This is a genomic window from Cognataquiflexum rubidum (genome assembly GCF_022538115.1).
In the GTDB taxonomy this organism is placed as follows: domain Bacteria; phylum Bacteroidota; class Bacteroidia; order Cytophagales; family Cyclobacteriaceae; genus Cognataquiflexum; species Cognataquiflexum rubidum.
Genome location: NZ_JAKZAL010000042.1, coordinates 1 through 15285, shown reverse-complemented (window position 1 = coordinate 15285; position 15285 = coordinate 1). Strand labels below are relative to the sequence as shown.

Genomic DNA, 15285 nt, shown 5'->3' with positions numbered 1-15285 from the left:
ATCTTTAACAAATAACGATTGTCACTAGCTGTCACTTTATATTTATTTGGCCACTGGTATCATTGCGGATATACATATACTTTATTATTGTAAAATAAAATAAACATAAGAATTAGGTAAAATTAATTTCTTAAACTTGTAAAATTTTCCAGTGAGGAAAAATTTAATCTTTCTCAACTAAACTATTTAAATAAATTTCAAGATTGGTATGATTTGGATCCAAATCGTATAACCTGTCATCCCTTCTTTCAGGGTTAAGGCCTTGCTCTATTTCCCATGCATCAGGCATGCCGTCCCGGTCAGTATCTTTAGGTGCAGGTAAAGATTGTAAAACCGGCCATCCTCCGACATCAGCTTGACTGTCAATAATTCCAAATAGACCTGTTTTTGAACCTTTAAATGTTGCTGTTCCATTTCTGACCTCCTCAATCAATCTTTCGTCAACAGCATCTCTGACCAAATTTGCTCCTGCTTGCTTCAAAACTTCTTTGAATGTTTCGCTAGCTGACAAAGTATGACTATAAATATCATCTTTTATAGGGAAAGCAATTGGTTTGCCGGTACTGTCTTGGTTTTCACAAAGTTTCAGGTACTTATTGGTATTTTCTGAATTTTCCAATCTTGCCCCGAGCCATTGGTTTTGGTTGATCTCAGGCCTACCCTCCAAGATATTTCCCTCCAAATAGAATTTACCGTAAGTTGCAGGATTTTTTTCTAAGGAGGTCGCCCAAAGAAAATTTTTATCGATTAATTCCTTGCTTGGCCGTGCTTTGGTTGCGGGACCGGGTTTATAGTAATTTTCAATTAAATTGGCTTTAGAATTTGCACCATTATTGGTGGCCCTGAATTCCCAATTATAAAAAACACAGTTTCTGATATCCAAGATATCTGAACCAGTAGTGATGGAGGGCATTCTAATATGAAAATGAGCCATCAAATTTTTTAAAAATGAAACGTTTTTTCCGCCTAGTAGACTACCAAATGAGTGAGGAAAGGCTTTGCTAAATCGGGAGGCATCGTTTAAGCCTTCAGAAATAATGCTATTTTGAATAGTAACATTTGAAACTCCATAAATTGAACAGGTTTCATCAGTTCCCCAAGAAAACGAACAATGGTCAATAATAAGATTACTGGTTCCGGATCTTGCCTCAAAAGCGTCAGCCTCTTCATTTCCTTGATCACCTAATCGGAACCGTAAATAGCGAATTATGATATTTGATTTGGCCATAATACGAACTGGATAATTTCTTATTGTAATTCCATCGCCCGGGGCGGTTTGCCCTGCAATCGTCAGGTCTCCATCCTGAACGTTGAGCCTTGTTTTTAGTTCAATGTTTCCTGAAACTTCAAATACCACCGTGCGAGGTCCTTTTGCCTCCAAGGCCCAGCGCAGGCTTCCGGGTCCACTATCATGAAGGTTGGTCACGATATACACCAAACCACCCCTTCCTCCCGAAGTGTATTTGCCAAAGCCTTCGGCACCGGGGAAAGCTAGTACAGGTTGAATGAAGGTTTCTTTGGGACGGATAACATCCCCCAAGATAAAAATTAAAAAAACACCAAAAAGGAAACTATTGTAAATTTGCATACCAGTAAATTTTGTGATTAAATTCTCGATTTTAAACACCGTTCCGGGAAAAAATCGGTGAACTTCCTTTCCTTCTGCCGAAATCAATATCCCGTATTTTATTTTGTGATCAAAGCTGAAGCCAAGTTAACCAATTTATAAAACTTATTTCTTATAGTGGGGACTTACCCTTAATTCTTGGGTTAGATATACACATTTGATTGGACAAAAGTTTGTCCCAGATGGGGGGATAAAAAACATTGATTTATGTTATCATTATAAAAAATCCCCCTGTGGCCGTGGACACAGGGGGATTTATAATATACACAAAATTATTTTTTGATGAATTTAAGGACTTGATAACTGAGTTGGGTTTTGATGACCAAAAGGTGGATACCCGGTTGGAGGTTCAATTCCTTTATTGGAACAGTTACTGAACTTTCTAGAACAACATACTCCCTTTCTAAATAATTGACTCCTTTGGCATCGAATATTCCAATTTGTAACAAATCACCCTCTTGACCTGCGTAGGATATGTATATCGTATGGTCTACCGGATTTGGATACAGGCTAGTGATTTCAACTACTTCCATTGAGATGGGTTGAGATCTGGAAAGTTCGTTTGTTATCAACGGTTTTTCTAGATTTTGCTTATCTATTTGAGTATCAATTCTTAATTGATTGTTTACCACAGCAAGATTCCCAATCTCAATATCCGTTAATGCTCTGTTATAAAGTCTGAGATCATCCAAGGCCCCATTAAATCGTTGTATCGTTCCAAATGCACCAATAACCAAATCACCTGAGGAAGTCCCAATATTGAATGGAGCATAATTAGCGGAGACGTTCTGCACTCCGTTAACGTAGATTCTACTGCTAGTGCCGTCAAACGTAGCGGCTATGTGGATCCAATTTCCAAGGCTTTCACTATAATTGTATGTTGACTTTAATCTATAAGTAGTGCCGTTATTGCTTCTATTTAGTCTGAATTCAAGCAAGCCATTACTATCAAGCCATAATTCAAAACCATTTCCCGAGCTCTTGTATAAAATATGCCCTCTGTGTAGGATATTAGGTTTGACCCAAGCCGCAATTGTAAGGGAGTTAGAAACAGATTCAAGGGAGGTGCTATGCGGGGCAATTCCAAACCTTCCTGACCATCCGTTGAGATTCAGGGCATCTCCTATAATACCTTCTGACCAAAACACATTGGCAGGATTTTGAAGATTGGCATTGTTATCATTTCCGGAATGGTCAATCAGGGAACTGCCGATACCTTCATCCATCTTCCAATGACCGACAAGGTTTTGGGAAGAATTATCACCCAAAACATTAATTTTCGATATGGAAATAAAATCCCCATCCTCTGACTTTGCTGAAATGTCAGCATCTCCCAAAGCTAAACCCAATACTAATCCGCTTGAATTTACTGTAGCAACAGCAGTATTGGAGGAAGACCAAATCACATTTTTATTTGATGAATTAGAAGGGGTAATCGTGGCAGAAATTTGTTTCAATTCCCCGATGATTATTGATACTGCTGCAGGACTTACTGAAATACCGGAAACTCGAATTGGAGCTGATTCGACAATAGAAAATGTAATTGTTGTAGATGGTCCTGCCGTTCCACTTCTGTTTGAACCTGAATAGGGGATTGCGGATAAATTGTAGGTACCCAAAGGTAAAGTTCTTCCATTATAATTTCCATTGCTATCCCCAAACAAAGTGTAGGGAGCTCCATTCTCCGTTCTTGAGGCATTGATTGGTCCGGTCAATGAAATAAATACACTTCCGACGAGAGAAGGATTTGTGTTGATCCTAAAATTTAGGCTTAAATTTTGTATTTGGCTTAAACTTAAATTAGTTCCATTTACCAATGTGGCAATATCAGTGGCCGTACCTGCATTAACCAACGTAAAGCTCCCAATACTTATTGAGGAAGTATTGGGGTTAACAGTTATGGCGCTTGATGAGGTGAAATTTCCGTCTAATGTTCTTGCAGTTATTATAGATGACCCAACAGTTAAACCTGTAACCATTCCACCCGAATTAACTCCCGCCACAGAAGGATTAGACGATGACCAAGTTATTGATTTATTGGAAGCGTTATTTGGAGAAACAGTTGCAATAATCTGTTGACTGCTCCCGACTGTAACGGATAATGTATTAGGACTGATCGAAATACCTGTGACTGCAATAGTTGAAGTGTTTGGATTAACTGTGATAGTAGAAGTTCCTGTAAAGTTGCCATCTTGCGTTCTAGCTGTTATAATGGTTGTACCTTCCGAAACTGCTGAAACCAATCCATTGGAGCTAACTGTAGCAATAGTGGGGTTAGCGGAAGACCATAAAACAGTTTTGTTGGTCGCATTTGCCGGGGATATAGTGGCGGAAACTTGTTGGGAACTACCTGTTTGCAAACTTAAGTTAATCGGCAAAACGGAAATTCCTGTTACATTTATTGTTTGTGGGGGACTTGTATCACAGGTAGTCTCTAATTGAGTTAAGCTCAATGGGTTTGAGGCATTTCGATGCAGAATAATCCTGTCAATTAAATGATAGGAAGACCTTGCAGACAATTCCATGGTATACTCACCTGGGGAATCAAATTGAACAAAAATGGGATAGCCATCTCCGTCATTTGTTTGGGTTGTCCATCTCCAATTAACATTGCTTGCAAATGCTTTGAACCACCCCCCCGATCCGGCGCCTTTTACAGTTGGGGTCTTCCCACTTCCTCTTGGATACAGTTTTATACCTTCCTTTTCTGCAAAAAAATCACTTGCATCGGGAAACCTTATCCATGTATCATTATGCTCAGAACTCGAAGTTCCACGGCCTACTCCACTTCTAAATTGAAACCGATATATCCCCGGTGAATTGATGAAAATTTTTGTTGTGATTAAGCCATTTCCGGGGACAGAGGTGTATTGTGGACCCAACCACAAAATATAGCCCGATCCTGTAAATCCGGGTGTAGAGTTTTGTATGGCCCAACTTGATGAAAGATTAAGATTTTCAGCTTCAATTACAACCAATCCATTTATTTCTTGGTAAGGGGATGTACAATTATAATCTATTTCTGATGAAGCGTATTTTAATATATTTTCTAAAATAAGATCCGAAAAACAGTCGGATATAGGCTCATTATTTAATGGTTTTACATTTTTTTTTATGGAAGTATTAAAAGTAAAAGAACTATATAATAAAGCTATAAACAAGAATGGAAAGATTTTTTTCATTATTAGTTGAGTCAAATGGTTGAACAATATGGAATTGGATCCTTTTTAGGATGCTGTTTTTAAAACTGTATAACCTTCAATCATAGAAGCTTCTGTATATTTTCTTGAATAACACTATACAAAAGATTGATCATGTTTCAGTCATTGATGCTGTCTTCTATCATCGGTGTTCTAGGGAAAATAATCTGTAATAAAAGAGCTTGGAAATCAGGTTCTTGTATCACTGCGAAAATACGTATTATCTTACTTAAAATATCTAGTAAAATAAGTTTATTATTGAAATTTAATATGGTTGTCCGCTATGACACCTGTAGCCGAATTTTATTTTAATTTGCTCCTCGACTTCGCTCGGTGCTCGATGGTTTTGTTTTTAGAGGAAGAGAGGAAAATGCAGCGAAACCGCATTTTCCTCTCTTCCTAGTCATCATTCAATATCCGGTGGCCGAGCGAAGTCGTGGTCATTTTGTAAAATTGAAATGGTGGTTAAAAAGCGGATGTACATAAAATTTAATTTTCGTCCACCATTTGTATTGGTGATCTGCTATTTTTTGTGACAATCTCAAATATATTCTTCAATGAAAGGCCTGCATCAAATACAGGCCTTTTTCTGGAAAATTTTATCGATTACTTTTTAATAAACCTTACTTGGATAGTTTTACCATTACCCTGATCAAGCATTAGAAGATAAGTTCCTGCTGCCATTTTAATTGATGCAAGATCAAGAACAATTTCCCCATTTTCAGTAATTGCTGACCTGTTGATATACTGCCTACCCATCATATCATAAACTATGAGATCTACTTGTATTTGGTCTTTACTATTCATTTGAATAATAAGAAGGTTCTCCACGGGATTAGGATATACTTTGAATCCTAACATGCTATCCTCGGGTATCTCTTGATTAAAAGTTTGTAATTCTTCCACCGGTTTGTTTTTATCTACCGCTGCTAAAGTTCTGAAATTACTGTTTTGACTACTAAAAATTCCCAAAATTTCAGAACTGCTCAGCGCTTTCCCGTATAGCCTGACTTCATCGAGGTCACCGGTCCATCTATTTATATTATCCCATGCACCAATTTGTAGGTTGGTTGTATTTGGCCTGATAGTAACAGGAGCGTAGGTTGCCGAATTGTCTTCTACACCGTTGATATACATCACAGTTTTTGTCCCGTTGAAGGTCACTGCCACGTGCATCCAAGATCCATTTGTTGGATAATTTTGATTTGACCGAAGCCGGTATGTTGTACCGTTGGTAGTCCCATTGAATCTAAATTCAATCTTTCCATTTATTTGGTTCATTAAAAAGAACCCATCGGGTGTACCTTTGGAAATTATCGTTCTTTTTGCTAAAGCTGAGGGTTTGATCCAAGCAGCAACAGTAATTTCATTGGTGAATGCGAGGCTTGTATTGTGGGGCACAGAGCCGAAATTATTAGAATTTCCACTGAGTCTGATTGCTAGACCTTCCTGGCCGTTTATCCATGACACGCCTGAAGTGTTTCCTACAGTTGCGTTATTACCATTGCCTGAATGATCAATAAGGATGTTTCCACCGTTTTCCTCCATCTTCCAGAAGCCAACGAGATTACTTTCATTTTGATTTTCAGCGGCAGTGGTAAAGCTCCAAGTTTCTGACCAAGGGGAATCACCTTTTTGATTGGATGCCCTTACTCTCCAATAGTAGAGAGTATTTGGGTCAAGTTGAGGGCATTGGAATGAGGCTACCTGGATTCCTGTCCCTACAGCGATAGGATTGGAAAAGTCTGTTGATTTAGCCATTTCGACCCTGTAGGCCTGGGCAAAATCGGAAGTGTTCCATCCAAGGAGAGGACCTGAATAAGTAATACTTCCGATGCCGTTGGCAGGAGAGCTGAGTATTGGTGTAGCGGGAATTTCCATCTGGGACCCCATTAGGCCAAGGATTTCAGTACTGGTAAGTGCTCTTCCATATAACCTGACTTCATCCAGGTCACCCGCCCATCTGTTCATATTGTCCCATGCACCAATTTGCAGGTTGGTTGTATTTGGCCTGATGGCAACAGGAGCATAGGTTGCTGATTTGTCCTCCACACCGTTGATATACATCACAGTTTTTGTCCCGTTGAAGGTCACTGCCACGTGCATCCAAGAGCCATTGATTGGGTAGTTTTGATTGGATTGAAGCCTGTATGTAGTACCATTAGCATTCCCATTGAATCTAAATTCAATCTTTCCATTGGTTTGGTTCATTAAAAAGAACCCATCGGGTGTACCTTTGGAAATTATCGTTCTTTTGGCTAAAGCTGTGGGTTTGATCCATGCAGCAACTGTAAGTTCATTTGTAAATGCTAGGCTGGAATTGTGGGCAACGTTTCCAAAGCTGCTGGCGCCGTTCAGTCTGATAGCGAGACCTTCCTGTCCATTTACCCATAACATCCCGGAGGTATTTCCTACGGTGGCATTGTTGCCCATTCCGGAGTGATCTATAAGAATGTTTCCCCCGTTTTCTTCCATCTTCCAATGGCCTACTAGACCCACGTCTGAATTAGTCCCTTCAATAGAAATATTAGACACTGCGGTAAAGTTTCCATCCACCGTGGTTGCACTGATGATGGCAGTACCTACAGTAACGCCAGTCACCAAACCAGAGGTATTGACTGTAGCGACCAAAGGATTGGAAGTACTCCAAGTAACTGAGGTATTGGTAGCATTGGTTGGTGAAACAGTAGCGGTAAGTTGTCGGGTACTTCCTGCTTGTATAGAGGCTGAGTTAGGTGTCACTGAAATACCACTTACAGGAATAGATGCGGATGAAACAATGGAGAATTGGATCGTAGTGGTTGGACCAACAGTACCACTCCTAAAGCTACCGGAATAAGCTATTGCTGAAAGGGTGTAGTTTCCATTAGGCAGGGTCTTTCCACTGTAAATACCGTTGCTATCACCAAACAAAGCATAAGGTGCTCCATTTTCTGTTCTTGTTTCATTTACAGGACCGCTCAATGAAATAAATACACTTCCAACTGTTACAGGGTTGGTATTGACCTTGATATTTAAACTTAAACTCCCAACTTGACTGGAAAGTAGTTGTGTTCCATTGACCAAAGTTAGTAATTCAGAATTATTCCCGGCATTGATCAATACAAAGCCGGCAATGCTATACGGTATCGAAGCTTGGGTTACGGTAACCGCTGAGGTGGAGGTAAAATTTCCATCTTCTGTTCTTCCGGTTATGGTAGCATTTCCAACAGAAACCCCAGATACCAACCCGCTGGAATTTACAGTAGCTACCTGGGGATTAGACGAGGTCCATAACACAGTTTTATTGGTCGCATTACTGGGGCTGACAGTGGCATTTAATTGTTGGGTGACTCCGGCTTGTATTGAGGTATTAGTCGGACTGATTGAAATCCCTGTTACAGGGAAGTTGGAAATTATATTTTCAACAACTGCAAACTGTATAGAAAGTGGTTTCCCTGCCGTACCGGTTCCCCCAATACCTGAATAGGGTGTGGCTATTACATTGTAATTCCCTAAAGGTAGATTTATTCCACCATCCATTAACAGGGTATAAGGTATTTCATCATCAAACCTTGACAAGGTAACAGGTCCGGTTAAGGATAAGAAAACACTTCCAACTGATGATGGATTAGTATTGGCTCTAAAATTCAATCCCAAACTATTTATTTGACTTAGTTGAATCTGGGAGTTTTCTTCCAATAAAGCGACATCAAGATTGTTTTCCGGATTGATCATGGTAAAATTCTCCACCCTTAATACGGAGTTTGTAATTGGTATTTCCAATTCAAGGTTCAAATCGTATTTAATGAGGACATTTGCTACAGGATTGTCTTTTATTCCCCCATATTTAATTCTAACAGTATGACTTGAATTAGGCAATTTCAATGCATTGCTAATAGCTCCAAATTCAACGGTAAAGTCACCTGAATCAACTCCCTTAAATGTAATTTCTCTTATTAGAAGGCCCTGATTCCCTCCCGAAAAATTCAATTCAAAATCCGCTGAAATACCATTGAGCATACTAACAGAGTTTGGTCCTGAAAGAAGGCTTTTGGATACGGGAGTTCCAAAAGGATTATTAAGTCCAAAAAATTCCATATTTCTTTGTCTGCCGCTGCCGCGATTAGGTGAACCTCCTGCCACAAAAAGGCCTTCCCCTGAAACTATTCCCTGAGTCCCATGCCGTCTGAAATTAAGATTTGGACCTGCTGACCAAGTTTGTGTTTGAGGGTCGAAAATTTCTGTAATATTCGAAGCAAGTTCATTACCTACGCCGGGGATTTCACCACCAGCTATCAACAATTTATTTTTAAAATTTGCCACTACCGCGGCTGCTCTAGGTGTTGGTAGATTTAATGTATTAGGAAGGGTACTCCAGGTCCCTGTAACAAAATCATAAACATCTACTTCAGGTATTACTGGACCAAAAGTACCCCCTAGTCCTCCCGAAAGTCTTCCTGATGCCACATAAATTTTATCTCCGATTACCGCAGCATGAAAGTGATCCCTTGGTCTTGGAGCATCGGGCATTATACTCCACGAACCTGTTGCTGGATCAAATTCATCGAAATAATTTACATATTGTCCATTGTGGCCCAGTTTGTTTCCCCCGATAAGATAAAATTTATCTTTATACACCACTAATCCAGCAGATCCTCTTCGTCGGTCTTTTGCAGGGTCATTGGGGTCTTCAAGACCATCAGGAATTTTTGGCCCCTGAATGTACTGTTCTGTCACTGGATCAAACATCCAGATATGGGTAGCCGGTTTTTCATTCGGGAATAAATTATCTTCGAAAGCACCGATCACCCAAATATATCCTTTATACTCAGTCGCTTGGAAATGGTTGAAACTTACCGGAGCAACACCAGAGAGTGCTCTCCAGCTATCTTGATGGTAATCATAAACATCTATTGTTTTAGAATTTTCTCGGCCACCCATCACATAGAAACTTTCACCCGCCTGTACAAAGGAAGCTTCATGTCTCTCGGTGTAATTTTGATTTTCATTTGCAATATTCCAATTCTCGAAAGGCAGAATTGTCCAAGAAAAAGTAGTAAATTCTTGATTCGGAACAGGGCTATTTGAATCAGTTACCCAAATGGTTACATTATAGGTTTGGTTCGCCTGTGCAGAAGGGCTGACAGTTCCATATAGCCTTCCGTTTACCGGTTCAATGTCAATTCCCGGAGGTAAGTTGGTAGCACTGTAAAGGAGTGTACCCACACCACCAATGGCTGAGCAAAGCAGCGTTCCCTCAAGTTCCTCATTAATAGTATTGACTTGATCAGGTATGGGAACAATAAAATTAATAGGGGTTGCAAGTGTGGTACCAATGATCTCAATGGCATTTATTATAGGATTACCTGTTCTTTTGACAAACTCTATATTCAATTGTCCATCACTAACCTCAATCTCAAATTGTTCTACGGCTGCAACACCCTTTCCATATTTTTGGACCAAGTCCAAATTGTTCCTCACAGTGATGCCTTCCAGCCTGATATCAAACTTTCTTTCGTTGATATTTACCTGTCCCGCACCGTTTTCACCCAAGTAAAGGTTGATGATATATACCCCGTTTGATAATGGTATCGTATACCGCAAATTACCTGCATCAGTTTTTTCTCTTTGGCTTCCAAAAATAGAATTGAAGGTAGGTTCAGAAATATAGCTTGGTATTGATGCATGCTTGTTGGCATATTGCAAAGAGCTGCTGGAGGAGGTTCCCCCATTGACAGAATACCCTATCCCATCAAACGAACCGTTTTGATCGTTTGGAACCCAGTTAGGTGCATTATTTTCTCCTATCACCTCTTGTCCACCTGCATTGATCCTATAAATGATCTGGTTTGCCCTAACGACTGAAATTTCAAAACTTTGTTCTACAAAATAACCGAAGGAGTCAGTGGCCCTCACTGTGATCACTCCTGTATAGGGAGAATCAGGAAATGTCAGGGTAAGCATATTGCCTTCAATCTGAACTCCAGTCAAAGATAATATGGTAGAACTGTATGAAAATGAAAGGTTTTCTACTCCGAAATTATCTCCAAAAAATTCTGACAAATCTATTTCTCTCGGAGGAGAGGATACCTGCCTTGTGATATCGGGGATTTGGTTGGTCAGATAAGGTTGTTCACCATCTACCTTAAAGGAATCGTAAATAGTCAAAAACTCTTTTGTTGGGTCAGCAGAAGTTCCGAATACGCCTACTGCAAGTGGCTTGGTAATATCTTGAACGGCCTGTAGGACTTTTCCAGAGAGGTTCTTTATCCCTAAACTGATAATATTCCTGTTTCCAATTTTAATTTGAGGTTCTACGGTTCCAAGAATTGGATCCACCTTAAAAAGAAAACTTACAGTTTCTGAACTCAATGGGCGGTCCTCTACAGACAAAGGAAGAAAAAGAGGACTTGGGTCAGGAACATCTTCCACTTCCAAGGCAGCCAAAATACCGGTTTTTGTAAAAACCAACTTCAAAAAATTGCTTTGGGTGCCATCACCCATTTGTATTCCCAATTCTCCTTCATGATCAATATCATAAAACATTTGAGGACCTTGAAATCCCAGCAATACTCCGGTAATTAAGAAATTCCCTGTCTCAGTCCCAACATTTACACCGAACTGGAATCCTTTTTCTTGAGTATTGGCCATTCCGGTGGCAGTACCACCAGTCATGGCGATCTGTATTGCACCCGCTGCACCTCCAAAAATATCATCAGGAAGGGATCCAACTCCCGGTTTGTCCAACCAATTTAGCCAATTAGGATTTGGAGATCCATTGTTCATCAGTCCGGTCAAACCAAGACCTCTATAACCAAAGGGTCTTCCCAATTCATCTGTTTTATCAGAAAATAATTCATTATTGATAGGTAAGTTCGATGGATTTCCCAATTGGAAAGGATCCATTGCATCAGGTATACTATCACCATCATCATCAAGGTCGTTCAAATCTGAAATAAAATCCCTGTCAAAATCATTAGGGCTTGAGGCTCCATCACAATAGTCGGTTCCATTGTCAATTTCATCTTGGTTGGTAAATCCATCATTGTCATAATCAGCATTAGGATCAAAGAATGGATCTCCAGGAGGAGGGCAGAATGGGATATTAGAAGGAGTAAGAATACTTATTCGGCTATCAAAAGTTGCGACCCAAATAGTTCCAGGGAAAACGTCATTATCTGCTTGACAAGTGATGCCAAGTGCATTTCCGCCATTTAAATTCCATTTATCTTCCTCTAGACTTAGTAATGTTCCGTCAGGATTTAACCTAACCAAATGTAAAAATCCTTCATTTCTTCCTCCGATCAGTGAACCCTTCAATACGCCATTAAAATTTGAAGCTTTGTATTCATCAATTCCATTGCTGTTTTTTTTCCAAATAGTTACAAATTTGGGTTGAGGACCGTTTGGGTTTGTCAATGATGGATCTCTATAATCTGCTTCATCCGAATTTGCTAAACTCACAGGTACAGGTGGCCAATTTACAGGCAATGAATTTTGGGCATAAAAATCAAAACCTGATTGACCTGGGGCAATAGGTTCCAAAATTTGAGTTCTAAAAATTTCATTTTGGGTGTATAATGGTTTTAACGTATCCTGATTGGCCCCCAATGATCTGAAATATTCGTCTCCGATTGATTTGGTATATAAACCTGCGCCACCGGGATTAAAAGGAAATGCCGATCCTTTGGTGTAAGGGATTCCGGGGTTAGCCCGGATAGGCGTGGGATGTCCACCATAAAAACTTCCCGGTTGGTAACTGTTGATATCTTGGGTAATTAACAATAGGTGATCTTGATTTCGGACCCATTCACCACTTGCAGATCTATTGGAACTGTTTCCTCCAGGTTCCCCTTGGGGATAATTATTGGTTACCGTATTTGGATTCCCCTCATTTTCGGGAAGTCCGCCCCAATTGGTGTTTGGACCATTGTCAGTTACAAAAACTTTCCCACCTTCGGTAACAACAAAGTCATAAGCATTTCTATAACCACCAGAAAAAATTTGAACCGGTCCACCTTCTACTATCATGCCCATATTCAAGCCGTCATTCCCACCAAATGGATCACCAACATCGATGCCGTCATATCCGATTTGATTTGGATTGTAGATACCGTTAACATTCGGCCTTGATGGATCGTCTAAAGTTGGAATATCGTATTTAAATTTTCTCCCCGAGATTGGATCTATTTTGAGAGGTAAAGCCTCAATTGCGTCCAAGTCAATACTGAGTAATGCCGCAGCTAAGGCATATTCGGTTATCCAAGTAAAACTGGTACTTGGAGCACCTGCATTGGTAAATCCACCGCTAGCGACTAAGAGAAAAGGTTTTCCATTTATAATTGTATAGGTTACGGCATTAGTTGAGTGATTCTCCTCTGATCGTGGTAGACCTCTGACAAGATCAACCGCATCCCAATTTGTTCCTGTCCATGTTAGCCGAGTGATGATCCCTGAGTTGGTGTCCAACACCTTGTCCCCTGTAGGACCACCCCATCTAGGGTCGCTTGAACCAACATAAATAATGGGGTTTGCAGCCGTTCCGGTGACTTCTATCCCGGTGATTTGCCTATTGGACCTTTTGTCCCACGCACGAGTACCCGTGTCATCGTAATTGGGAATTGACCTTACAAGTGATATTGACTCTGTACCTGTAACCCTGTAACTATTAAATCCTGCATTTTCAATGGTATAAATTCGGATAAGCCCATTTAACTGAGAAACGTATAACCTGTTATCGGGACCAAATTTTAAGGAAGTTCCTGAAGAAGGAGGGGTATATCCATTGAAATTTAAAGAGGCTAAGTCAAATTGGACACTTTGCGCCAATAAAAATTGAAATGAAAAGGTGAATAAAAAAAGTAAGAAAAACCTTTTTTTTGCCCGGCTAAGCGTGAAATGTGTTTTCATCGTAATAGTAATTTTAAATTTATTCTTGTAAAAATTATGCCTGTAGAGTGATGAAGAAGAAATAATATATTCTAAGAATATTTTTACACATATTAGAGATAGATAATTTCACTTCAAATATATTTATATAAATTTTAAATACAAAAAAATGATATACAAAATATTTTAAATGAATTGTAAATATGAAAATTTATGATTTTTATCATTTAGTAGAAGATTGAAAATAGCTATATTCCCAATACTCCCAATCCGGGACCCATTTCAGAAAAGTAAAAAAGGAAGAGTATAATGACGGGCGAACGCCCCAAAATTTATAATTGATGATTTCCAGTAATTTGCAAAAGCTCAAATAAAGGATCAAAGCTGCGAATAATAAGTCCTCGTTCATCAATCTAAAAGCCACTTCTATAGCACTTCACTTCGAATTTTATATAGTTAGGTTTAAGAAAGCGTACATACATATTCATAGAAATATTTGAATTAATTCGCACATCAAAATTAATTTTAAAGTTTTCTTTAGAGCTCTCGGGAGTCGATTCCTCATGTTTTTTATAACTCCCTTCTCTTGATAAAAAAAGTATTATCTCGGTAATTTTTGTGAAAAGGTGGGCAACCGAACAATCTTGCTATTAAAATCTCCTGTAGATCCCTTATCCGCGTCAAAGGCCACTGCCGGCTCTTAGAATTTCGGAATCATTTCTCCCCACCTCCAAAATTTGAGAACCAGTTTTAGATGAAAAATACAAAATTTATAGAGTATATGCAGCTTTGGATAAACGCTTATGGAATGTCCTGAAGCGGTGTTGAATAAGAATTTTCAAATTCATTTTTCTTTGAATATTGGAACTTTAACATTGGATTTGAGATACCATAGGCTAAAGAAGTTTACATCCTTTGGGCATATTGATTGTTTCTCCTCGCATTGCCAGTGGGGGTATATTTAAGAAAAACACAAAACTGGGGCTTTCAGGACAGAAACTGGATATTTTAATATTTAACTCATACAGACTGGAATTAAGAAATGAAAAGTGACTTAATCTTTAAATTTGAGATAGATAAAGTTATGACAGATTTTTATTTTAAACTCAATGTGTGTACACAATTATGCCAGTAGATTGGATATCCATTTAAATTTTTGTCTGCAGACTGAAATATTCTGTACATCCCTGCCCGATGACAGGCAGGGGTCTTCCGACTTCCGTCCCCATGAAGAAGAATATAGGGTTACTGGCAAAGAAGCGTATATCCATGTTAAACTCCATACATTTTTTTAAAAAAAAGTAAACTTTGTTTTTCAAGTAGAGGTAGATGGATTATACTTTAAAAATCCACTGGTACATAATACGTTCGATAGTATATTATTTCTACATTCAAATGTAAAAAACATTGTAAAAGGCAATAAATTGAAGATAAAATATTTTTTTATCTGACTCTTCGGAATCCTACACGTATCCAAATATAGTTTGTCAACTGGTGTCAAAGGTTTTTGTGAGTGGATTCGATGATGTTTCTTGGATAAAAATACATAAAGCCATGAACATCTTCGAGTTTGTCACACATTTTCCA

3 protein-coding genes are annotated in these 15285 nt (G+C 39.1%); all 3 read right to left on the bottom strand.

The window, feature by feature from the left end; all coding sequences use genetic code 11:
- Positions 1 to 163 precede the first annotated feature (163 nt).
- Positions 164 to 1381: a pectate lyase family protein gene (locus MMU05_RS22805; protein WP_241143968.1), complete on the bottom strand. Its 1218-nt coding sequence runs from the start codon at positions 1379 to 1381 to the stop codon at positions 164 to 166.
- 518 nt (positions 1382 to 1899) lie between these two features.
- Complete coding sequence (locus tag MMU05_RS22800; RefSeq protein WP_241143967.1) at positions 1900 to 4605, bottom strand: Ig-like domain-containing protein; 2706 nt, start codon at positions 4603 to 4605, stop codon at positions 1900 to 1902.
- 828 nt (positions 4606 to 5433) lie between these two features.
- A complete protein-coding gene (locus MMU05_RS22795; RefSeq protein WP_241143966.1) occupies positions 5434 to 13719 on the bottom strand; it encodes a LamG-like jellyroll fold domain-containing protein in 8286 nt (2761 codons plus the stop codon).
- Positions 13720 to 15285: the final 1566 nt, after the last annotated feature.